Annotated in this window: 24 protein-coding genes; 18 read left to right on the top strand and 6 right to left on the bottom strand. The window is 60.3% G+C overall.

The features are described 5' to 3' along the window. Positions 1-39: 39 nt before the first annotated feature. From ACU680_RS14935 to aroC, 3 genes are read right to left on the bottom strand one after another with little or no spacing between them, the layout of a single operon-like run. Positions 40-666 carry a methylthioribulose 1-phosphate dehydratase gene (locus tag ACU680_RS14935; protein ID WP_108588900.1) on the bottom strand — a complete coding sequence of 209 codons (627 nt, stop codon included), beginning with the start codon at positions 664-666 and terminating at the stop codon, positions 40-42. After that, positions 663-1,808, bottom strand: a complete 1,146-nt coding sequence (locus ACU680_RS14940) for an MFS transporter (RefSeq protein ID WP_103486001.1) — start codon at positions 1,806-1,808, stop codon at positions 663-665. The genes ACU680_RS14935 and ACU680_RS14940 overlap by 4 nt, the downstream gene beginning before the upstream one ends. A 31-nt stretch (positions 1,809-1,839) precedes the next feature. Next, positions 1,840-2,931, bottom strand: coding sequence for a chorismate synthase (aroC, locus tag ACU680_RS14945; protein WP_448179837.1), 1,092 nt, complete (start codon positions 2,929-2,931; stop codon positions 1,840-1,842). A 130-nt stretch (positions 2,932-3,061) separates the two neighbouring features. Here aroC and ACU680_RS14950 point away from each other — a divergent pair, with 130 nt between their 5' ends. Continuing rightward, a complete protein-coding gene (locus ACU680_RS14950) occupies positions 3,062-4,015 on the top strand; it encodes an alpha/beta hydrolase (protein ID WP_448179838.1) in 954 nt (317 codons plus the stop codon). A 99-nt stretch (positions 4,016-4,114) separates the two neighbouring features. Then, complete coding sequence (locus ACU680_RS14955) at positions 4,115-4,906, top strand: hypothetical protein (protein ID WP_448179839.1); 792 nt, start codon at positions 4,115-4,117, stop codon at positions 4,904-4,906. A gap of 160 nt (positions 4,907-5,066) precedes the next feature. Here the strand turns inward: ACU680_RS14955 and prmB are convergent, their stop codons facing one another. Then, positions 5,067-5,975 carry a 50S ribosomal protein L3 N(5)-glutamine methyltransferase gene (prmB, locus tag ACU680_RS14960; protein WP_097087565.1) on the bottom strand — a complete coding sequence of 303 codons (909 nt, stop codon included), beginning with the start codon at positions 5,973-5,975 and terminating at the stop codon, positions 5,067-5,069. Between the two features lie 238 nt (positions 5,976-6,213). Here prmB and ACU680_RS14965 point away from each other — a divergent pair, with 238 nt between their 5' ends. From ACU680_RS14965 to ACU680_RS14985, 5 genes are all read left to right on the top strand, one after another. Continuing rightward, positions 6,214-6,804, top strand: a complete 591-nt coding sequence (locus ACU680_RS14965; RefSeq protein WP_003223193.1) for a cysteine hydrolase family protein — start codon at positions 6,214-6,216, stop codon at positions 6,802-6,804. 130 nt (positions 6,805-6,934) lie between these two features. Next, the gene (locus tag ACU680_RS14970; protein WP_003223191.1) at positions 6,935-7,255 is read left to right on the top strand and encodes a hypothetical protein; all 321 of its coding nucleotides are present in this window, start codon (positions 6,935-6,937) and stop codon (positions 7,253-7,255) included. 74 nt (positions 7,256-7,329) lie between these two features. Next, positions 7,330-7,887: a Smr/MutS family protein gene (locus ACU680_RS14975; RefSeq protein WP_367083934.1), complete on the top strand. Its 558-nt coding sequence runs from the start codon at positions 7,330-7,332 to the stop codon at positions 7,885-7,887. Between the two features lie 77 nt (positions 7,888-7,964). Beyond that, positions 7,965-8,510, top strand: coding sequence for a GTP cyclohydrolase I FolE (gene folE, locus ACU680_RS14980; RefSeq protein WP_003442011.1), 546 nt, complete (start codon positions 7,965-7,967; stop codon positions 8,508-8,510). A gap of 103 nt (positions 8,511-8,613) precedes the next feature. Then, positions 8,614-8,985, top strand: a complete 372-nt coding sequence (locus ACU680_RS14985; protein ID WP_007960660.1) for a glutathione S-transferase N-terminal domain-containing protein — start codon at positions 8,614-8,616, stop codon at positions 8,983-8,985. Between the two features lie 167 nt (positions 8,986-9,152). Here ACU680_RS14985 and ACU680_RS14990 read toward each other — a convergent pair whose 3' ends face one another. Next, positions 9,153-10,319, bottom strand: a complete 1,167-nt coding sequence (locus ACU680_RS14990) for an aminotransferase-like domain-containing protein (RefSeq protein WP_448179840.1) — start codon at positions 10,317-10,319, stop codon at positions 9,153-9,155. An 82-nt stretch (positions 10,320-10,401) separates the two neighbouring features. On the opposite strand from ACU680_RS14990, the gene ACU680_RS14995 reads away from it, so the two are divergent. From ACU680_RS14995 to ACU680_RS15005, 3 genes are all read left to right on the top strand, one after another. Beyond that, on the top strand, positions 10,402-10,848 hold the full coding sequence (locus tag ACU680_RS14995; RefSeq protein WP_448179841.1) for a MarR family winged helix-turn-helix transcriptional regulator: 447 nt from the start codon (positions 10,402-10,404) through the stop codon (positions 10,846-10,848). Positions 10,849-11,163: 315 nt separating this feature from the next. After that, entirely contained in the window at positions 11,164-12,513 is a 1,350-nt protein-coding gene (locus ACU680_RS15000) for an NCS2 family permease (RefSeq protein ID WP_027613339.1), read from the top strand. A gap of 89 nt (positions 12,514-12,602) precedes the next feature. Then, positions 12,603-13,229 carry a LysE family translocator gene (locus tag ACU680_RS15005; RefSeq protein WP_448179842.1) on the top strand — a complete coding sequence of 209 codons (627 nt, stop codon included), beginning with the start codon at positions 12,603-12,605 and terminating at the stop codon, positions 13,227-13,229. A gap of 210 nt (positions 13,230-13,439) precedes the next feature. Here the strand turns inward: ACU680_RS15005 and uraH are convergent, their stop codons facing one another. Continuing rightward, entirely contained in the window at positions 13,440-13,793 is a 354-nt protein-coding gene (uraH, locus tag ACU680_RS15010) for a hydroxyisourate hydrolase (protein ID WP_003223171.1), read from the bottom strand. Between the two features lie 422 nt (positions 13,794-14,215). Here uraH and puuE point away from each other — a divergent pair, with 422 nt between their 5' ends. The 8 genes from puuE to ACU680_RS15050 all read left to right on the top strand — a co-directional run bounded on the left by puuE (position 14,216) and on the right by ACU680_RS15050 (position 22,364). Then, entirely contained in the window at positions 14,216-15,142 is a 927-nt protein-coding gene (gene puuE, locus ACU680_RS15015; RefSeq protein ID WP_007960654.1) for an allantoinase PuuE, read from the top strand. Beyond that, positions 15,139-15,654: a 2-oxo-4-hydroxy-4-carboxy-5-ureidoimidazoline decarboxylase gene (gene uraD, locus ACU680_RS15020; protein ID WP_448179843.1), complete on the top strand. Its 516-nt coding sequence runs from the start codon at positions 15,139-15,141 to the stop codon at positions 15,652-15,654. Before puuE ends, uraD begins: the two co-directional genes overlap by 4 nt. A gap of 87 nt (positions 15,655-15,741) precedes the next feature. Continuing rightward, on the top strand, positions 15,742-16,737 hold the full coding sequence (alc, locus tag ACU680_RS15025; protein WP_007960036.1) for an allantoicase: 996 nt from the start codon (positions 15,742-15,744) through the stop codon (positions 16,735-16,737). A gap of 123 nt (positions 16,738-16,860) precedes the next feature. Continuing rightward, positions 16,861-17,364 (top strand): ureidoglycolate lyase, encoded by a 504-nt coding sequence (locus tag ACU680_RS15030; protein WP_041068829.1) that lies wholly within the window; start codon positions 16,861-16,863, stop codon positions 17,362-17,364. A gap of 51 nt (positions 17,365-17,415) precedes the next feature. Beyond that, positions 17,416-18,738: a urate hydroxylase PuuD gene (locus ACU680_RS15035; RefSeq protein ID WP_448179844.1), complete on the top strand. Its 1,323-nt coding sequence runs from the start codon at positions 17,416-17,418 to the stop codon at positions 18,736-18,738. A gap of 169 nt (positions 18,739-18,907) precedes the next feature. Then, positions 18,908-20,260 carry a nucleobase:cation symporter-2 family protein gene (locus ACU680_RS15040; RefSeq protein ID WP_007960645.1) on the top strand — a complete coding sequence of 451 codons (1,353 nt, stop codon included), beginning with the start codon at positions 18,908-18,910 and terminating at the stop codon, positions 20,258-20,260. A gap of 159 nt (positions 20,261-20,419) precedes the next feature. Further along, positions 20,420-21,205 carry an outer membrane protein OmpK gene (locus ACU680_RS15045; protein ID WP_448179845.1) on the top strand — a complete coding sequence of 262 codons (786 nt, stop codon included), beginning with the start codon at positions 20,420-20,422 and terminating at the stop codon, positions 21,203-21,205. Between the two features lie 373 nt (positions 21,206-21,578). Further along, positions 21,579-22,364, top strand: coding sequence for an outer membrane protein OmpK (locus tag ACU680_RS15050; protein ID WP_041068818.1), 786 nt, complete (start codon positions 21,579-21,581; stop codon positions 22,362-22,364). Positions 22,365-22,437: the final 73 nt, after the last annotated feature.

The raw sequence follows: 22,437 nt of genomic DNA on the forward strand, positions 1-22,437 counted from the left end.
AGTGCATTTGATCAGGCAAATGGGCGGCTTCTGGTGAAGTCAGCCTTGGCGGTTCATGACGCTGCGGGTTTTCAACTCGCATTCAAACAGAAATTCGAAGGCCTCGATCTGCCGCAGGGCATCACTCATCTGCGCGCCCCAGGTGTAGAGGCCGTGGCCGCGAATCAGATAACCGACGCAATCGGGATGGGCGTCGAGCCAAGGCTGCACCTTGGCGGCGAGGCGCGCAATGTCCTGATCGTTGTCGAAGATCGGCACGCGCACCCGGGATTCGTGGGTCGAGATGCCGCTGAAGGCTTTTTGCAGTTCGTAGTCTTCGAATTCGATAAAGTCTTGCGGCGTCAGGCGCGACAGCACCGTGGCGTTCACCGAATGGGTGTGCAGCACTGCGCCGATCTCCGCGCGCCAGCTATAGAGCTGGGTGTGCAACAGGGTTTCGGCGGAGGGTTTTTTGCCCGGTTCCAGGCTGTTGCCGGACAAATCCGTGGCGAGCACGTCGTCCACACCCAACTGGCCCTTGTGCTTGCCGGACACGGTCAGCAGCGCTTCGCTCGGCGACAGGCGCGTCGAGTAATTGCTGCTGGTGGCCGGCGACCAGCCGCGACCATAAAGGAAACGCCCGGCGTCGACGATCTGCTGGGCGAGCTGTTCACGCGTAAGGCTCATGGCCTGTCCTCTTGCATACGTGTGGCAATGATAACGGCAGCAGCGAGCGCCGCGAGACTGGCAATACTAAAGGTCAATGTTGCGCCGAGGGCATTCCAGCTGTAACCGGAATACAACGCACCCAGCGCGCCACCGGTGCCGGCCAGCGCCGCGTACAGCGCCTGGCCCTGACCTTGCTGACGCGCACCGAAGCTACGTTGCACGAAGGCGATGGCAGCCGCATGAAAGCTGCCGAAGGTCGCCGCGTGCAGCACCTGGGCAAACAACAGCACCCAGAGGAATTCGGCGAACGAACCTAGCAGCAACCAGCGCAGCGCCGCTAGCAGAAAACTCGCCATCAGCACGCGGCGCAAGGAGAACCGCGCGAGAATCCGGCTCATCGCCATGAACATCAGCACTTCGGCGACCACGCCCACGGCCCAAAGCATGCCGATCACGCCACGGCTGTAACCGAGTCGTTCAAGGTGCAAAGTCAGAAAGGTGTAATACGGCCCATGACTCATCTGCATCAGCGCAACGCAGGCGTAAAACGCCAGCACACCGGGGCTGCGCAATTGCTTGAGAAAGCCCTCCCCGCTCGGCCGATTGCCTTGCGGCGGTTGCGCGTTCGGCACCCACAGGCTGCTGAGGACGATACCGGCCATGATCAGCACCAGCGCCGCCGGGTAGATATCGAGACTCAGCCATTCGAACAATCGGCCCAACGCGACCACGGTGATGATGAAACCGATCGAGCCCCACAGGCGAATCTGGCTGTAGCGCGAGGTTTGCCCCTGCAAATGCGCGAGGGTGATGACTTCGAACTGCGGCAACACCGCGTGCCAGAAGAACGCATGCAGCGCCATGACCATCGCCAGCCAGGCGTAGGTCTTGCTGACGAAAATCAGCGAGAACGTCAGCAGCGTGCACACCGCGCCGAAGCGCACGATGGCCAGGCGCTTGCCGGTGTAGTCGCCGAGCCAGCCCCAGATGTTCGGCGCCACGCAGCGCATCAGCATCGGGATCGCCACCAGCTCGCCGATGCGCGCGGGGCTGAAGCCGAGGTGATCGAAGTACAGCGCCAGAAACGGCGCTGTCGAACCGAGCAAGGCGAAATAGAACAGGTAGAAACTGGACAGCCGCCAGTACGGGAGCGCCGCCACGTTCAGACCGCGACGGCTTGGCGATCAACCATCAAAGCTGACCCAGCACCGGGGTGCTGACGCGCACGTCGGCGTTCTGCCCACGGTGACGCAGCAGGTGATCCATCAGCACGATGGCCATCATCGCTTCGGCAATCGGCGTGGCGCGGATGCCGACGCACGGATCGTGACGGCCCTTGGTGATCACGTCCACCGGGTTGCCGTGGATGTCGATCGAACGGCCCGGGGTGGTGATGCTCGACGTCGGCTTCAACGCCAGATGCGCGACGATCGGCTGACCGGAAGAGATGCCGCCGAGGATGCCGCCAGCATTGTTGCTGAGGAAACCTTCCGGAGTCAGTTCATCGCGATGCTCGGTGCCGCGCTGGGCGACGCAGGCGAAACCGGCGCCGATTTCCACGCCTTTGACCGCGTTGATGCTCATCAGCGCGTGCGCCAGTTCAGCGTCGAGGCGATCGAAAATCGGCTCGCCGAGACCCGGCATCACACCTTCGGCAACCACGGTGATCTTCGCCCCGACCGAGTCCTGATCGCGGCGCAACTGATCCATGTAGGCTTCCAGCTCCGGGACCTTGTCCGGGTCCGGGCTGAAGAAGGCGTTCTGTTCCACCGAATCCCAGGTCTTGAACGGGATTTCAATCGGGCCGAGCTGGCTCATGTAGCCGCGAATGACGATGCCCTGGCTTGCCAGAAACTTCTTCGCGATCGCACCCGCCGCCACACGCATCGCGGTTTCCCGCGCCGAGCTGCGACCGCCGCCGCGGTAATCGCGCTCGCCGTATTTGTGGTGGTAGGTGTAGTCGGCGTGCGCCGGGCGGAACAGATCCTTGATCGCCGAGTAGTCCTTGGACTTCTGGTCGGTGTTGCGGATCAGCAGGCCGATCGAGCAACCGGTGGTGCGGCCTTCGAACACGCCAGAGAGGATTTCGACTTCGTCGGCTTCCTGGCGCTGGGTGGTGTGGCGGCTGGTGCCCGGCTTGCGGCGATCGAGGTCGCGCTGCAGGTCGTCGAGGGAAATCTCCAGGCCCGGCGGGCAGCCGTCGACAATGGCGACCAACGCCGGACCATGGCTTTCGCCAGCGGTGGTGACAGTGAACAACTTGCCATAGGTATTGCCGGACATGCAGGACGCTCCGTGAAATCAAACCCGAATTCGTGATGCGCGCCAGTATACGCAGGCTAACCGAGTAGTTCATCCTCGAACCTTAGCGGTGTTGGTGAGTCCAACCGGCACCTTGGCGAATGATGGCGTGATGATGCTGCGAGTTCTGATCTTGAGTCTTACCCTGTTTACCGGCTTTGCCCACGCGACTGTCCTGCAGCGCCCGATCTCTCTGGACACCGGCAACGGTGAACTTTTCGGCTCGCTGTTGCTGCCGAAATCCGACAGCCCGGTGCCGGTTGTCCTGATCCTTGCCGGCTCCGGTCCTACAGATCGTGACGGCAACAACCCCGATGGCGGGCGCAATGACAGCCTCAAGCGGCTGGCCTGGGTGCTGGCCAAACACAACATCGCCAGCGTGCGCTACGACAAGCGCGGGGTGGCTGCGAGCCGGCCGGCCACGCCTGACGAGCGCAATCTGTCGGTGGAAGGCTACGTTGACGACGCTGTAGCGTGGAGCCAGAAGCTGAAAAGCGATCCGCGCTTCGGCCCGCTGATTGTGCTCGGTCACAGTGAAGGCGCCCTGATTGCCACCCTCGCCGCTCCTCGCGCAGATGCTGCTGCGCTGATTTCGCTGTCCGGCAGCGCGCGCCCGGTGGATCAGGTGATCCGCGAGCAACTGGCGCGCAGCCTGCCGCCACCGTTGATGCTGCGCAGTAATGAACTGCTCGATAGCCTCAAGGCCGGTCACACCGATGACAATGTGCCGGCGCCACTGCAACCGATTTTCCGCCCGAGCGTGCAGCCGTACCTGATTTCGCTGTTCCGCCAGGACCCGGCCAAGGCTTTTGCGCAACTGAAGATGCCGGCGCTGATCGTTCAGGGCAGCAACGACATGCAGGTCGGCGTCGGCGATGCGCAGGCGCTGAAAGCCGCCAAACCCGACGCCGAACTGGTGGTGATCGAAGGCATGAACCACGTCATGCGCATCGTCCCCGCCGATGTGAAGCGGCAATTGGCCTCCTACAAGGACCCCAATTTGCCACTAGCGGCGGAACTGGGCGGCAAACTCATCGAATTTATTGACGGCATTCGCAACCGTTAACCGTAGTTTGCCCTCCAGTCCGGCAAAAAACGGCCGATAAGCCTTTGTCGCCAGCGTATCGGCTGGCGACAAGCAGGGCTTGGACAGGATCTCGCCGTTATGACTGATACCCCGACTTCACCCGACACCACCGCTGAAAAAGACGCACCGCCAGCGGTCGAGCTGCCATGGGCGGACGTCAGCGTCGAGCACCACAAGATGCTCCGCCTGGCCCCGCTGCAGACTGACCGTCACACCGGTGGCCGGCCGTTGCGCTTTGTCGAGTTCGGTTATGCCGAGCGCAACAGCAAAGAACACAGCCTGATGCGCATGGCGATCAAACTGCCCGGTCAGCGCGTGCGCAAAGAGCAGAACCATCTGGATGTGTGGGTCAATCACACCAGCAAACGTGTGCATTTCGGCCCCGACAGCGGCTTGCAGATTGAACCGTTGAACCGTGGCATCGGCCGCTTCATGGCCGCGCAAGGCATCAACTGGGCGAAAAAACGCTGGCCCGCCTACACCGTCGACGGCATGGACCTGAACAACAAGGACGCGCTGAACGAAGACACCCGTCTGCGCCGCGATCACTTCTTGCGTGTGCACGGTTTTGATGTGGTGTACGCCGATGCCCAGCACTTGAAGAGCAGCGTCAAAGAGGTGCAGGTCGGTGACTTGCTGGGCGACTGGAACAGCGAAAAGCTGCAGATCGTCGAGATTCTCGAAGCGGCGCAGATGCTGCAGCAGGCCGAGCAGAACCTGGCCGAGCAGGAAGTGAAGCTGAAGAAGCAGGAAGACAAAGTCAGCAAGTTCAAGCGTGAGGACGCTGGTTTGCGCTTCACCATTACGTGTCTGGTGGCGTTTGCGGTGTTTCAGGCCGGGTTGTTGATCTGGATTGCTACGCACCGCTGAAATCAGCGATGACCTGTGGCGAGGGAGCTTGCTCCCGCTCGGCTGCGAAGCAGTCGTAAAACATGCGCATGCGGTATGTCTGGTGCACCGTCATTGCATATTTTGGGTCTGCTTCGCAGACCAGCGGGAGCAAGCTCCCTCGCCACAGAAGTCAGTCAGGTCAAACGCGGGAAGCGAACAAGGCCTGATGATCGCGGCACTGTTCTGCGGTCAGCATGAACACGCCATGCCCGCCGCGCTCGAAATCGAGCCAGGCGAAGTCGACTTCCGGGTACAGCGCTTCGACGTGCACCTGGCTGTTGCCCACCTCAACGATCAGCAGCCCCTTCTCGGTCAAGTGATCTGCCGCTTCGGCGAGCATCCGCCGTACCAGGTTCAAGCCATCATCGCCGCAGGCCAGACCCAGCTCCGGTTCGTGCTGGTATTCGTCCGGCATGTCGGCGAAATCTTCTGCGTCAACGTACGGCGGGTTCGACACGATCAGGTCGAAACGCTGCCCCGGCAAGCCATCAAAACCATCGCCCTGCACGGTGTAAACACGCTCATCGACGCCATGACGCTCGATGTTCTGGTTGGCCACTTCCAGCGCTTCGAACGACAGGTCCGCCAGCACCACTTCAGCGTTCTGGAACTCGTAGGCGCAGGCGATGCCGATGCAGCCGGAGCCGGTGCACAGGTCGAGGATGCGTGCAGGCTCGTCGCCGATCCACGGCGCAAAGCGGTTTTCGATCAACTCGCCAATCGGCGAACGCGGAATCAGCACGCGCTCATCGACGATGAACGACATGCCGCAGAACCACGCTTCGCCCAACAGGTACGCAGTCGGGATGCGCTCTTCGATGCGGCGCTTGAGCAGGCGTTGCAGGTTGACCAGTTCGTCGTCTTCCAGCGCACAGTCGAGGTAGCTGTCGGCGATCTCCCACGGCAGGTGCAAGGCTCCGAGCACCAACTGCCGGGCTTCATCCCAGGCGTTGTCGGTGCCGTGGCCGAAAAACAGATCCTCCCCATGGAAGCGGCTGACGGCCCAACGGATGTGGTCGCGCAGGGTACGAAGTCGGGAAGTGATCACGGGGCAGAACTCCAGAAAAAACGACTGGCGATTCTACCAGCCAAAACGCGCGCCGACGACGCAGGAAAATCAGTCGAGCGACAGTAGGACTTTTCTCATTTTTGCATCAGCCATTGAACAGAACGTGTAACTTGACAACGCTGCAGGCCAATAACGACGCTGCCTACGATGGTAGCGGTTCACAGAACCGCTCAGCCAGAGGACAATGCCGCAAAAGCCCCACCCCAAGGAGCCCCGAATGTCCGTTCCAAAAACGATGTTTCAACTCAGCGGCCGCGGTTACGCAGCGGCCACACTGAGCCATGCCACCGTGGTCATCATCGATGCCCAGAAAGAGTATCTCAGTGGCCCGCTGGCCCTGAGCGGCATGGACGCGGCCGTCGCGAACATCAAACAACTGGTCGCTGCGGCCCGTGCAGCCGGTCGGCCGATCGTGCACGTGCGTCATCTCGGCACCGTCGGTGGCCTGTTCGACCCGCAGGGCGAACGCGGCGAGTTCATCCCTGGCCTTGAGCCACAGGGTGATGAAACCATCATCGGCAAACTGCTGCCGAGCGCGTTCCACGGCACCGAACTGCTGGACCGTTTGCAGAATCTTGGTTCGCTGGACCTGATCGTCTGCGGCTTCATGAGCCACTCCAGCGTCAGCACCACCGTGCGCGCGGCGAAGAACCTGGGCTTCCGTTGCACCCTGGTCGAAGACGCCTGCGCCACCCGTGACCTGCCGTTCAAGGGCCGCGTGCTCAGCGCCGCCGTGGTCCAGGAAGCGGAAATGGCGATCATGGCCGACAACTTCGCCACCCTCGCCCTGACGCAAGATCTGATCTGATCTGCTCTGATGAGCGGCTCACCGCGCCGCTCATCCGCAAAAGCCTCGCATTTGCTTCAATTGCCTTAGCCTCAGGAACAACCCGGTCAACTCCCGGTCGAAGGGCCGATACCCATTGAGGAAGGTCGGAATGAAGTTATCCGATGGATTTGACGCACGCCGCTTGCGGCCCAAAGGCCAAAGCAACTGGCGTTTTCGATTCGGCGCAGCGATCGCCGCCATTCTGGCGACGTTCGGTGTGCTGCTGGCGATGGCCGGTGCCGCCAGCCTGCTGGGGCGCCCGCCAGCGCTCGGCGATTTGAATGCCACGCCGACGGGGTCGGCGATCATTCTCGCGGTCGGCTTGTTGTTCCTGTACTTCGGTGTGGCCCTGTGGCGTCGATGCCGGCGCCGCGCCCGGCAATCGCGGGAGCTGAACATGTCCCCGCACCTGATGAAAAAACACGACTGAGGTGATGGCCTGGCTTTTTGCCGGGCCGTTTTGTTTCGACTTGGGTAAACTGGCCGCCCTTCGCGGAGGCTGACATGCAAGACGACGATTTTTCCCTGTTCAAAAGTGCGATCCAAGGCGTCAAGCCGATCAAGCACGACCGCGCCGACACCGGCAAACCCAAGGCCGACCGCGCGCAGATCGCCAAACTGCGCCAGTCCGCCACCGTGCGCACCGAGACCACCACCGTGGATGGCCTGTCCGATCAGTTCGTGATCGACGTCGGCCCCGAAGACGAGTTGATGTGGGCCCGAGACGGGGTGCAGGAAAGCCAGATGCGCAAGCTCAAGGTCGGCCAGATCCCGTTCGAAGGCAGCCTCGACCTGCACGGCATGACCGTCGAAAAAGCCCGCGAGACCCTCTGGGCCTTTCTCGCCGAAGCGACCAGATTCGAAATCCGCTGCGTGCGCGTCACCCACGGCAAGGCCGTGCGCCTGGACGGCAAGCGGCCGATGATCAAAAGCCACGTCAACACCTGGCTGCGCCAGCATCCGCAAGTGCTCGGCTTCACCTCGTGCCAGGCGAAACACGGCGGTGCGGGCGCGGTGTACGTGATGCTCAAACGCACGATGATGGAAGGCCGCGACGAATAATCGCGTTACACCGAACTTGCAGGGTTGTGTCCGCCACCGTACCCTTGCCCTTTGCGAAAATCCCCACAGGTAGTTTCATGTCCCTGGAACAGAATTACACCGCGATTCTCGGCCAACTGGGCGAGGACGTGTCCCGCGAGGGCCTGCTCGACACGCCAAAGCGTGCCGCCAAAGCCATGCAGTACCTCTGCCGCGGTTATGAACAGACGCTCGAAGAGGTCACCAACGGTGCCCTGTTCAGCTCCGACAACAGCGAAATGGTGCTGGTCAAGGACATCGAGTTGTACTCGCTGTGCGAACACCACCTGCTGCCGTTCATCGGCAAGGCCCACGTCGCGTATATCCCGAGCGGCAAGGTGCTGGGCCTGTCGAAGGTCGCGCGAATCGTCGACATGTACGCCCGCCGCCTGCAGATCCAGGAAAACCTCAGCCGCCAGATCGCTGATGCGGTGATGCAAGTCACCGGAGCACTGGGCGTGGCCGTGGTGATCGAGGCCAAGCACATGTGCATGATGATGCGCGGTGTCGAGAAACAGAATTCGTCGATGATCACTTCGGTGATGCTCGGTGAGTTCCGCGAAAACGCGGCGACTCGCAGCGAGTTCCTCAGCCTGATCAAGTAATCGGCTGCAGAAAAAAACCGGCGTTGATCGCCGGTTTTTTTTCGCCTGTGAAAAATCGGGTAAGCTGCGCGCCCTTCTCTCTTCGCACCGTGAGGCTTTCAACGTGTTCGTAAAAGCGCTTCGTGTCGGCCTTGGCCAACTGATCATTTTCATTGACTTCATCACCCGCCCGGGCAAGAAACAGCGCCCGGCCGAGGTACAGGCGCAAGTCAACGCCGCCGCCAAAGGCCTGACCCTGTATCAGTTCCACGCCTGCCCGTTCTGCGTGAAAACCCGTCGTACGCTGCGTCGCCTGAATGTGCCGGTCGCACTGAAGGACGCGAAGAACAATGAACAGGATCGCCAGACGCTGTTGGATCAGGGCGGCAAGATCAAGGTGCCGTGCCTGCGCATTGAAGAAAATGGGCAGACGACGTGGATGTATGAGTCCAAGGTGATTATTGATTATCTGGATAAGCGGTTTGCTGCGGTCTGATATTGATGTTGTGTTGCTTATGGCCCCATCGCTGGCAAGCCAGCTCCCACAATAATCTGTGGCGTTCACAAAACCTGTGGGAGCTGGCTTGCCAGCGATAAGGACCGCAAGAACAGCACATTACTCAGACAAAAATAAACCGGCCCTCAAGCCGGTTTATTCGTTTTTCAGGCCGCTTTCTCAAGTTGCGCCTGCCTCACCACCGCCGCCAGACGATTGAGCCCCTCATCCAGTCGCGCCGGGTCGATGTGGCTGAAATTCAAACGCAGGTGCCCGAGGTTTTTATCCGGTTCGGGAAAGAATGGCTCACCCGGCATGAACGCCACATCATTGGCCAGCGCCTCGTTGAGCAAAGTTCGCGTATCCAGCGGCTGCTTCAAGGTCAGCCAGAAAAACAACCCACCCTGCGGCATGTTCCAGTCCGCCAGATCGGAAAAATGCCTTTCCAGCGCCGCTTGAAACGCATCGCGGCGCTCGCGATAGAAGCCACGCAATTCACTCAAATGCTGCTGATATTTTTCCGTGCCGATCCATTGCAGCGCCTGCCACTGGCCGATGCGGTTGGTGTGCAGATCCGCCGACTGTTTTAGCTTGAGCAAATGCGGAAACAGGTCCGGACTAGCGATCAGGTAGCCGACGCGCAAACCCGGCAGCAAGGTTTTCGACACCGTGCCGGTGTAGATCCAGCTGGCCTTTTTCAGGCGTCCGGCAATCGGTTTGGCGCTGCCGCCATCGAACGTCAGTTCGCGGTACGGCTCGTCTTCGATCAGGGTCACACCGAATTCGTCGAGCAACGCGGCGACTGCGGCGCGCTTGGCTTCGCTGTAGCGCAGGGCGGACGGGTTCTGGAACGTCGGGATCAGGTAGATGAACGCCGGGCGATGCTGCTCCAGCCGACTGCGCAGTTGGGCCAGATTCGGGCCATCGGCCTCTTGCGGCACGGTCAGGCAATCGGCGCCGAACAGCTGGAAGATCTGCAACGCGGCCAGGTAGGTTGGCGCCTCCAGCAGGATTTCAGTGCCTTTGTCGATGTACAACTTGGCCACCAGATCGAGGGTCTGCTGGGAACCGCTGACCACCAGCACCTGGCTCGCCGTGCAGTCCAGACCCAACGCTCGCGCCTGCGCCGCCAGCGCTTCACGCAGCGCCGGCTCGCCTTCGCTCATGCCGTATTGGCCGAGGGATAGCGGCATGTCGGCCCATTCGATTTTCGGCAACATGGCTTCGGCCGGCAGACCTCCGGCGAACGACATCACTTCCGGGCGCTGGGCGGCGGCAAGAATTTCACGGATCAGAGAACTTTTAAGGCGCGAGACACGTTCGGAAAAAGCCATGGGAGTCACCGGTAGCGAGGCCTGGGAAAAATGAGTCAAACTGCTTGACCGAAACTACGACAGCTTGAGCGAGTACGTCAACATGCTTGACCTTAAAAACCCCGCCAGCCAGCAACAGGCGATGGAAGCGTTTTTCTTCGGCTATCAGGCGTTCACCGCCAAAGCCGATGAAATGCTCGAGCGCCGTGGCCTGTCCCGGGTGCATCAGCGGATTGTGTTTTTCATCGCGCGTTATCCGAATTTGAGCGTGAAGGAATTGCTGGGATTGCTCGGCGTGAGCAAACAGGCGCTGAACATGCCGCTGCGCCAGCTGCAGGAAATGCATCTGGTGGAGAGCGTGGCGTCGGAGGCGGACAAGCGTAAGCGGCTGCTGGAATTGACCGGTGAAGGTGCGAAGTTTGAGCAGGCGTTACGGCGTGAACAGGTGAAGTTGCTCGAGCGGGTGTTTGCTGAAGCTGGGGAGGTGGCGGTGAATGGGTGGTTGGCGGTGAATATGGCGCTCGGGAGCACTCAGTCACATCTGGATTGACTGGACTGGCCTCATCGCTGGCAAGCCAGCTCCCACAAGGGCAGCGGCGTACACAGATGTGAAGAAACCCACGAACCCTGTGGGAGCTGGCTTGCCAGCGATGGGGTCTCTGAAGGCGATATATCCCTATCGCCTGACCTTTCGTAAACAAAACCAAAAACAATATTTGCTTTATTTGTACACAAAAGCATAATCCACTGCGTGCGAGTTCCTGACCGCATGGTCAACAAATTCGCGTATGCCTCAAAGGGCTGCTGCCACCCCTCATGGGTCCGGCCCTGGAAATAACAATAAAACTCTTGAGGAGTACTCGCTGTGGAAAGCCGCAAATCCGAAGCATCGACGCTGGAACTCTCACCGCCCTTACGCACCGGCGTGCTGGAGCGCATCTTCAAACTCAGCTTGCATGGCACCACGGTGAAGACCGAGCTGATTGCCGGTCTGACAACCTTCATCACCATGGCTTACATCATCTTCGTCAACCCGAACATCATGGCCGATGCCGGGATCGATCACGGTGCAGCTTTCGTCGCCACCTGCATCGCCGCTGCGCTCGGCTGCCTGCTGATGGGCCTGTACGCCAACTGGCCGGTGGGTCTGGCACCGGGTATGGGCCTCAACGCGTTCTTCACTTACACCGTGGTCGGCACCATGGGCTACAACTGGGAAACCGCGCTCGGTGCGGTGTTCGTTTCCGGTGTGCTGTTCATGATCCTGACCTTCTCGCGGATTCGCGAATGGCTGCTCAACAGCATTCCGGTCAGCCTGCGCTTTGCGATGGGCGCTGGCGTCGGTCTGTTCCTCGGACTGATCGGCCTGAAAACCGCGGGCATTGTCGTCGACAGCCCGGCCACCCTGATCAAACTCGGCTCCCTGCGTGAACCCGGCCCGCTGCTGGCGGCGATCTGCTTCCTGATGATCGCGATCCTCAGCTACCACAAAGTCTTCGGTGCGATCCTCATCAGCATCATCACCGTGACCCTCGCCGGTTGGGGCCTGGGCATCGTGCACTACGAAGGGATCATGTCGACCCCGCCAAGCCTAGCGCCGACCTTCATGGCGATGAACGTCGCCGGCGTGTTCAACGTCAGCATGATCAGCGTGGTGCTGGCCTTCCTCTTCGTCCACATGTTCGACACCGCCGGCACCCTGATGGGCGTCGCCCAGCGCGCCAATCTGGTCAATGCTGACGGGCGTATCGAAAACCTTTCCCGCGCCATGAAAGCCGACAGCGCCTCCAGCGTCTTCGGCGCGGTGGTGGGTGTTCCGCCCGTCACCAGCTATGTGGAAAGTGCCGCGGGTGTAGCGGCTGGTGGTCGGACTGGTCTTACCGCCGTCACCGTAGGTGTGCTATTTATAGCCGCGATGTTTTTCGCACCGCTGGCCGGGATGATTCCGGCTTACGCCACCGCCGGTGCGCTGATTTATGTCGCGATGCTGATGATGGGCGGCATGGCCCACATCGAATGGGATGAAGCCACTGACGCCATCCCGGCGATTGTCACCGCGATCATGATGCCGCTGACTTTCTCGGTCGCCGACGGCATTGCGCTGGGCTTCATCACCTACGTGGCGTTGAAGGCCGGTACCGGCAAGTACAAGGAAATTTCCGTGAGCCTGTGGGTGCTCTGCGCGATCTTCATCGCCAAGTTCATCTTCCTGTAAGCGTCACGCGGTTCAGGCTTCAAAACAGCCTCACCCTCACGGGGTGGGGCTTTTGTGCATTTTTCAATACAACAAAAAGGAGGAAAGTGATGAGTCTGGAAACCTGGCTGCTGTTCAGCGGCGCTGCATTGGTGGTGATCCTGATTCCGGGACCGCTGTCATTGCTGATGATCAGCAACAGTCTGAATTACGGTCTGCGCCGCTCTTACCCGGCGTTTCTCGGTGGTGTGATTGCTTCAATCTGCCTGCTCAGTGCGTCGGCATTGGGGCTTGGCGCCCTGCTGCTGGCGTCGGAGCAATTGTTCAGCGCACTGAAAATCGTCGGCGCGCTGTACCTGTTCTACCTCGCCTGGCAGAGCTGGCAGCAATCGCGTCAGCCGTCGGTGGGTGCCGAAGTGCCGCAGGCCGCGCCAGTGCCGCGTTTTCGCACACTGTTCGGGCGCGCCTTTGTGTTGGGCGCGAGCAATCCGAAAGACATTCTGTTTTTCGCCGCGTTTCTGCCGCAGTTCCTCAGCGCGCAACAACCGTTCCTGCCGCAGTTGCTGTTCATGATCGCGACCTGGGTGGTGCTCGACCTGTGCTGCAAACTGGCTTACGGGCTGGGTGCGCATGGTGCGGCGCGCTATCTGCGTAGCGGCAAGGGGCAGAGCTGGTTCAACCGGGTGAGTGCCGGGTTGTTCAGTGGGGCTGGCGCTGCATCCCTGTTGAGCCGTTAAAAGCATCGCTGGCAAGCCAGCTCCCACAGGTTCGGGGGTCTTCACATTTTTCGTGTACGACCCGGACACTGTGGGAGCTGGCTTGCCAGCGATGGCGTCAGACCAGACACCACTTTTTCAGGGCCGAAAAAAAGCCCGCAGTGTGAGCGGGCGAAAGACCAAAGAAGCTATATGCGCAGTCGCTTCCCGGTGGGGGCAGCTGCTTGGGGGTCAGCTGCCCCGGTAGGTGGAATAGCTGTAAGGCGAGATCAGCAGTGGCACGTGATAGTGATCCTGTTCGGCGGAGATGCCGAAACGCAGCACCACCACATCCAGAAACGCCGGCTCCGGCAGCTGTACGCCACGGGCGCGGTAGTAATCGCCAGCGTGGAACTGCACCTGATAGACCCCGGTGCGGTAATCATCGCCTTGCAGCAATGGCGCATCGACCCGGCCATCGCTGTTGGTGATTGCACTGGCGACCAATTCCAGATGCGAACCTTCAACGCGGTACAGCTCGACCTTGATCGAGCTGCCCGGGCAACCGTGTGCAGCGTCCAAAACGTGTGTTGTCAAACGTCCCATTGATTCTGCGCGCCTGGCCGCATAGAGCAGTCAGACTTCGCGCCTCCCGAAGTCAGGTAAAAAGGAGACCGCACCGATTCGGAGCACGAAAAGTTGCGGCGAGCGACTGATTAAGACACTTTTCAAAAAAATTGTACACAATAAAAACGACATTTTTCACCTCACCCCCCGCCATTCGGGCATTTACCGCCAATCTGCCCCTCAAGCGCCTGTCTATTGAACCTTACATCCATTAGCTGACTGGTCAGGCAGGTTTCTTGCAGGTTCACGCCATTAGCAGCAAAAGATGACAGTCGGTGAAAAATGCGAAAATTCAGGCTTACAAATTGAGAATAAAGTTGTATACAATCAGCCCATCGCTGTGACGCCAGCCTGTGCAGGCCGTTACACAAACCTGTCAACGAATAAGAAGGAAGACTGCAGTGAGCGCTGACTACCCACGCGACCTGATCGGTTACGGCAGTAACCCTCCTCACCCACACTGGCCGGGCAACGCGCGCATCGCCCTGTCCTTCGTGCTCAATTACGAAGAAGGTGGCGAGCGCAACATCCTGCACGGCGACAAAGAATCCGAAGCCTTCCTCTCCGAAATGGTTGCCGCCCAGCCGCTGCAAGGCGCGCGCAACATGAGCATGGAATCGCTTTACGAGTATGGCAGCCGCGCCGGCGTCTGGCGGATCCTGAAACTGTTCAAGGAATTCGACATTCCCCTGACCATCTTCGCCGTGGCCATGGCCGCCCAGCGCCACCCGGATGTGATCCGCGCGATGGTCGAAGCCGGTCACGAAATCTGCAGCCACGGCTACCGCTGGATCGACTACCAGTACATGGACGAGGCGCAGGAGCGCGAGCACATGCTCGAAGCGATCCGCATCCTCACCGAACTCACCGGCGAGCGCCCACTGGGCTGGTACACCGGCCGCACCGGCCCGAACACCCGTCGACTGGTGATGGAAGAAGGCGGTTTCCTCTACGACTGCGACACCTACGACGACGACCTGCCCTACTGGGAACCGAACAACCCGACCGGCAAGCCGCACCTGGTGATCCCGTACACCCTCGACACCAACGACATGCGCTTCACCCAGGTGCAGGGTTTCAACAAGGGCGACGATTTCTTCGAATACCTCAAAGACGCGTTCGACGTGCTTTACGCCGAGGGTGCCGAAGCGCCGAAGATGCTTTCGATCGGTCTGCACTGCCGCCTGATCGGCCGTCCGGGGCGTCTCGCCTCGCTCAAACGCTTCATCGAATACGTCAAAGGTCATGAACAGGTGTGGTTCAGCCGTCGCGTCGATATCGCACGTCACTGGCAAGAAACCCATCCGTACCAAGGGGCTGGCAAATGAGCACCTTTCAAACGCTGAAACCGTCGACCCTGAGCCGCGACGACTTCGTCAAAGCCTTCGCCGACATCTACGAACATTCGCCATGGGTGGCCGAGAAGGCCTACGACCTGGGCGCGGACGCTTCGATCGACGAGGTCGAAACCCTGCACCAGCGTATGAGCGACATCCTGTTGAGCGCCGATCACGCTAGTCAACTGGCACTGATCAACGCTCACCCGGACCTGGCCGGCAAAGCCGCCGTCCAGGGCCAACTGACCGAAGCCAGCACCAATGAACAGGCTGGCGCCGGTATTCACCAATGCACGGCCGAAGAGTTCCAGCGCTTCACCGAGCTGAACGACGCCTACAAGGCCAAGTTCAAGTTTCCCTTCATCATGGCGGTAAAAGGCAGCAACCGGCATCAGATCCTCGCGGCGTTCGAAACGCGCATTCACAACTCGGTCGACACCGAATTCAAATGCGCGCTGGCGGAGATCAACAAGATCGCCCTGTTCCGTTTACTGACTCTTTAGCGAGCATGGCCCGAGCGTGTCAGACGCGGAGAACGCCCAGGGCCTCGCAAGCATCCCCAGCCAACTTATTAAAGGCAGACAAGAAGAATGAAAGCTTACGCCGTACCTTTCGAGAAGTTCGTCAACCTGGCCGATGCCCGTCTGGGCACCAAAATCATCTCGGTCACCGATGACTGGTTCGCAGACGCCAATCGTCTGTTTCAGCCGACCCCGGCCGTGTGGAAGGAGGGTGTGTTCGACGACAACGGCAAGTGGATGGACGGCTGGGAATCGCGTCGCAAGCGCTTTGAGGGCTACGACAGCGCGGTGATCCGCCTGGGCGTACCGGGTTCGATCAAGGGCGTGGACATCGACACTTCATTCTTCACCGGCAACTTCCCGCCATCGGCCTCGCTGGAAGCGTGCTTCCTGGCCTCGGGCGAGCCGGACGAAAACACCCAGTGGACTGAAGTGCTGTCGGCCGTCGAGCTGCAAGGCAACAGCCACCACTACCACGAAATCAGCAACGACAAAGCGTTCAGCCACCTGCGTTTCAACATCTACCCGGACGGCGGTGTCGCCCGTCTGCGCGTGTACGGCATTCCGTTCCGCGACTGGTCGGCGGTTGGCGACAACGAGCAAGTCGATCTGGCTGCAGCCCTCAACGGTGGCCGCGCCCTCGCCTGCTCCGACGAACACTTCGGCCGCATGAGCAACATCCTCAACCCGGGCCGTGGCATCAACATGGGCGATGGCTGGGAAACCGCACGTCGTCGCACGCCAGGCAATGACTGGGTGATCGTCGCGCTGGGCCACCCGGGCGAGATCGAAAAAATCATCGTCGATACCCTGCACTTCAAGGGCAACTACCCGGACACCTGCTCGATCCAGGGCGCGTTCGTCAAGGGCGGCACCGACAGCCAGATCGAAACCCAGTCGCTGTTCTGGCGTGAACTGCTGCCGAGCCAGAAGCTGGAAATGCACGCCGAACACACCTTCGTCGAGCAGATCAAGGCTCTCGGCCCGATCACCCACATCCGCCTGAACGTGTTCCCGGACGGTGGTGTGAGCCGCCTGCGCGTGCTCGGCAAGGTCGCTAAATAAGGTTGAACCCAATCGCTGGCAAGCCAGCTCCCACAGGTTTTGTGAACGCCACAGTCCACTGTGGGAGCGGGCTTGCCCGCGATGGCGATAGTTCTAACAACACAGAATTCGGAAAAGAACAGCATGCGCACACTACAGATTGAACCGCTGACCAAAGAAGCCTTCGCCCCCTTCGGTGACGTGATCGAAACCGACGGCAGCGACCACTTCATGATCAACAACGGTTCGACCATGCGCTTCCACAAACTGGCGACGGTCGAAACCGCTACGCCCGAGGACAACGCGATCATCAGCATCTTCCGCGCCGACGCGCAGGACATGCCGCTGACCGTGAGCATGCTGGAACGCCATCCGCTGGGCAGCCAGGCTTTCATTCCGCTGCTCGGCAACCCCTTTCTGATCGTGGTCGCGCCACTTGGCGATGTACCTGTATCAGGCTTGGTCCGCGCCTTCGTCACCAACGGCAGGCAGGGCATCAATTACCATCGCGGCGTCTGGCACCACCCGGTGCTGACGATCGAAAAGCGGGATGACTTCCTGGTGGTTGATCGCAGTGGCACAGGCAATAACTGCGATGAGCATTTTTTCAAAGAGGATGAGCGTTTGATCCTCGCCCCCCACCAATAAGAGAAGGTCTGATCACTCGACAACAAGAGTGACAGGCGAGAGGTAAAGACTGTGGAAGCACATCTGTTGGAATGGCTGAACCTGAGCGTGCGCTGGGTTCACATGATCACTGGCGTGGCCTGGATCGGCGCGTCGTTCTACTTCGTCTGGCTGGAGAACAACCTCAACCGCGTCAACCCGAAAACCGGTCTGGCCGGTGATCTGTGGGCGATCCACGGCGGCGGTATCTATCACCTGGAAAAATACAAACTGGCCCCACCGTCGATGCCGGAGAACCTGCACTGGTTCAAATGGGAAGCCTACTTCACCTGGATGTCGGGGATCGCGCTGCTGTGCGTGGTGTTCTACTCCAACCCCGTGCTCTACCTCGTGGCACCCGGCAGCGGCCTGACCGGCCCTGAAGGCGTGGCCATCGGCATCGGTTCGCTGATCGCCGGCTGGTTCATCTACGACTTCCTCTGCGATTCGCCACTTGGCAAGAAACCCGCCCTGCTCGGCTTCATTCTGTTCGTGCTGATCATCGGCGCGGCGTATGGCTTCAGCAAGGTGTTCAGCGGTCGTGGTGCGTACCTGCACGTCGGCGCGATCATCGGCACCATCATGGTCGGCAACGTGTTCCGCATCATCATGCCAGCGCAGCGTGCACTGGTCGCGGCGATTGCCGAGAACCGCACGCCGGACCCGGCGCTGCCAGCCAAGGGCTTGCTGCGTTCGCGTCACAACAACTACTTCACCCTGCCGGTGCTGTTCATCATGATCAGCAACCACTTCCCGAGCACTTATGGCAGCCAGTACAACTGGTTGATCCTGGCCGGGATCGCAGTGTTGGCGGTGTTGGTGCGTCACTACTTCAACACCCGTCACGACAGCCACAAGTTTGCCTGGACCCTGCCCGTGGCAGCGGTGGGCATGATCACCCTGGCGTACGTCACCGGCCCTGCGCCGATGCCAACCGCACCGGACGTGGCCAAGGCACCGGCGAAAATCGAGTACCAGCCGCTGCCGGAAACGGCACTGGGCGGTGGCGCGAAACCGGCTGAAGCGGCGGCACCTGCAGCGCCAGCCGCTCCGGCTGCCCCTGCTGCGGCACCGGCGCAAGCGTCCAACGCCGGTCCTGCGTTCGACAAGGTGCACAACGTGATCCAGGAACGCTGCGCGGTCTGCCATTCGGCCAAACCGACCAGCCCGTTGTTCAGCGCGGCGCCCGCCGGTGTGATGTTCGACACCCCCGAGCAGATCCGCCAGAACGCGGCGCGGATCCAGGCGCAAGCCATCACCACGCAGATCATGCCGCTGGGCAACATCACTCAGATGACCCAGCAGGAACGTGACCTGATCGGTGCATGGATCGCGCAGGGAGCCCAGACCAACTGAGCAGTAAAAGCATCGCTGGCAAGCCAGCTCCCACAGGGTTTTGCACTGCCTGTGTGGGAGCTGGCTTGCCAGCGATTAGCCGCAACGCGGTTTACCTGATGCAAAGAAACAGCTGTGAGCCACCCGGCAGCTGTTCAATCACAAGAATAAAAAAGATCCGAGGTGTTGCATGTCCGAGCTGTCCAAAGCGCGCATCCCCGACGCACCCGCCATTCAGCGTTTGCCCCTTTTGCAACTGATCCTGGTCGGTTTGCAACATGTTCTGCTGATGTACGGCGGTGCCATCGCGGTGCCGTTGATCATCGGACAGGCCGCTGGCCTGAGTCGTGAAGAAATTGCCTTCCTGATCAACGCCGACCTGCTGGTCGCCGGTATCGCCACCATCGTTCAGTCACTCGGCATCGGCCCGATGGGCATCCGCATGCCGGTGATGATGGGCGCCAGTTTTGCCGCTGTCGGCAGCATGGTTGCCATGGCCGGCATGCCCGGTATCGGTCTGCAAGGGATCTTCGGCGCGACCATCGCCGCCGGTTTCTTCGGCATGCTCATCGCGCCGTTCATGTCCAAGGTCGTGCGCTTCTTCCCGCCGCTGGTGACCGGCACGGTCATCACCTCGATCGGTCTGTCGCTGTTCCCCGTGGCCGTGAACTGGGCCGGTGGCGGTGCCGCCGCTGCGCAATTCGGTTCGCCGGTTTATCTGGCCATCGCCGCTCTGGTGCTGGCGACCATTCTGCTGATCCACCGCTTCATGCGCGGCTTCTGGGTCAATATTTCCGTACTGATCGGCATGTGCATCGGTTACGTGCTGTGCGGGGCGATCGGCATGGTCGACCTGAGCGGCATGGCTAACGCGCCGTGGGTTCAGTTCGTCACCCCGCTGCACTTCGGCATGCCGAAATTCGAACTGGCGCCGATCCTGTCGATGTGTCTGGTGGTGGTGATCATCTTCGTCGAGTCCACCGGGATGTTTCTGGCGCTGGGCAAGATCACCGGTCAGGAAGTCTGCCCACGGATGCTGCGACGCGGCCTGCTGTGCGATGCCGGCGCCTCGTTCGTCGCCGGTTTCTTCAACACCTTCACCCATTCCTCGTTCGCGCAGAACATCGGCCTGGTGCAGATGACTGGCGTGCGCTGCCGCTCGGTGACCATCGTTGCCGGCGGTCTGCTGATCGTGCTGAGCCTGCTGCCGAAAGCGGCGTTCCTGGTGGCGTCGATTCCGCCGGCGGTGCTGGGCGGTGCGGCGATTGCGATGTTCGGCATGGTCGCCGCCACCGGGATCAAGATCCTGCAAGAGGCGGACATCGGTGACCGCCGCAACCAGTTGCTGGTGGCGGTGAGCATCGGCATGGGCCTGATCCCGGTGGTGCGTCCGGAGTTCTTCGCGCATCTGCCAATGTGGATGAGCCCGATCACCCACAGCGGCATCGCCATGGCCACCCTCAGCGCGCTGACGCTGAACCTGCTGTTCAACATTCTTGGCGGCAAGGAACGCGCAGCGATCAACGACTGCCACGCGCATTAACAGCATTACCGATTATCCCTGTGGGAGCGAGCTTGCTCGCGAAGAGGCCATGTCAGTCAACATCACTGTTGAATGACACACCGCTTTCGCGAGCAAGCTCGCTCCCACAGGGACTGTGCAACACCCTGCCTCAACAATAAAAACAAGAGGGAGCAACCAATGATTCGCACGCAAACCAACGTTCTGTTGAGTGGCGGCCTGCTGGCCGCGAGTCAGGCCATGGCCGGCGATTTACTGCTGTGGCAGACCAACAGCCTGAGCTACCTGTACGGCAAGAACTTCGCGATCAACCCGTCGATCCAGCAGACGGTCACGTTCGAGCACGCCGACAAGTGGAAGTACGGCGACAACTTCCTGTTCGTCGACAAGATCTTCTACAACGGCAAGGAAGACGCGAACAAAGGCCCGCACACTTTCTACGGCGAATTCACCCCACGCTTCTCGTTCGGCAAGATCTTCGACCGCAAGCTCGAGTTCGGCCCGATCAAGGACGTGCTGCTGGCGATGACCTACGAGTACGGCGAGGGCGACAGCGAGGCCTACCTGATCGGCCCCGGCTTCGACCTGAAAGTGCCCGGCTTCAACTACGTGACCCTGAACATCTTCCGCCGCCAGACCGAAGGCCCGCGCCCCGGCGATGGCGTCTGGCAGATCACCCCGGGCTGGTCTTACAGCGTGCCGCTGGGTAATTCCGACCTGCTGATCGACGGCTATCTGGACTGGGTGGTCGACAACGATCAGAACTTGCGCGGCACCTACCACGCCAACCTGCACATCAATCCGCAGATCAAATACGACCTCGGCAAAGCCCTGGGCTGGAGCCAGAAGCAGCTGTATGTCGGCACCGAATACAGTTACTGGAAAAACAAATACGGGATCGAAAGCACGCACAGCTTCGACACCAATCAGAACACCGCCAGCCTGCTGGTGAAGGTGCATTTCTAAGATGGCCCGCAACCGTGCCCCATACCTGTCGTCGGTGCTCTGTTGCGGGGCACTTGAGACCTGGCCGAGGAGTCAGTATTCTCCGCGGCCTCTTGAATTCGGTCTAAAAAAAAGCCCGGATTTAATTCCTGACCAACGGGCCAACTTATCCCGGCCCCGGTCAGTACCGAGGCATCCCGAAAACACGCTCAATCGACTGTTTTTCAGCAGCCGAACGGGCGTTTTTTTGCTTTTCGAAAGCCTTGGCTCAGCTCTTGCTAACAGCATCAAAGCTGACCGGTCGGATGACTTTTGCAGCAACGAAAAAAGGCGCCACACCAGAGCGCCGATCTTAAAAAAATAAACGTGGAACACCTACTTTGGGAGCAACCGAATGAAACGCATGTGCACCAGCCTGATGCTCGCGGGATCGATGCTGGCCGGCGGCCAGGCCATGGCCGACGGCCTGCTGCAATGGCAGAACAACAGCCTGACCTACCTCTACGGCAAAGACTTCAAGGTCAATCCGGCGATCCAGCAGACCGTCACCTTCGAACACGCCGATGCCTGGAAGTACGGGGACAACTTCTTGTTCATCGACAAGATCTTCTACAACGGCAAGCCGGATGGCGGCGTCGGCAACAACACCTATTACGGTGAGTTCCAGCCGCGCATCTCGCTGGGCAAGGTGCTGGACCAGAAGCTCGAATTCGGCCCGATCAAGGACGTGCTGCTGGCGATGACCTACGAGTTCGGTGAAGGCGACGTCGAGTCATACCTGATCGGTCCAGGCTTTGACCTGGCGATCCCGGGTTTCGACTACTTCCAGCTGAACTTCTACCAGCGTCACACCGACGGCTCGCGTCCGGGTGACAACGTCTGGCAGATCACCCCGGTCTGGTCCTACACCATCCCGGTCGGCAGCTCGAACGTGCTGATCGACGGTTACATGGACTGGGTGGTCGACAACGACGTCAACAGCAAAGGCGAATACCACGCCAACCTGCACTTCAACCCACAGGTCAAATACGACCTGGGCAAGGCGCTGCATTTCGGCGAGAAGCAGCTGTACGTCGGTGTGGAATACGACTACTGGAAAGACAAGTACGGGATCGACGACACCCGTGGGTTCACCACCAATCAGAACGTGACCAGCTTCCTGGTGAAGTTCCACTTCTGATGACGGGTGTAGATGGCGTCTGCGAGGACGCCATCGCTGGCAAGCCAGCTACCACAGGGTTATGTGTCGTTCA

This window comes from Pseudomonas sp. LF020 (assembly GCF_053456425.1).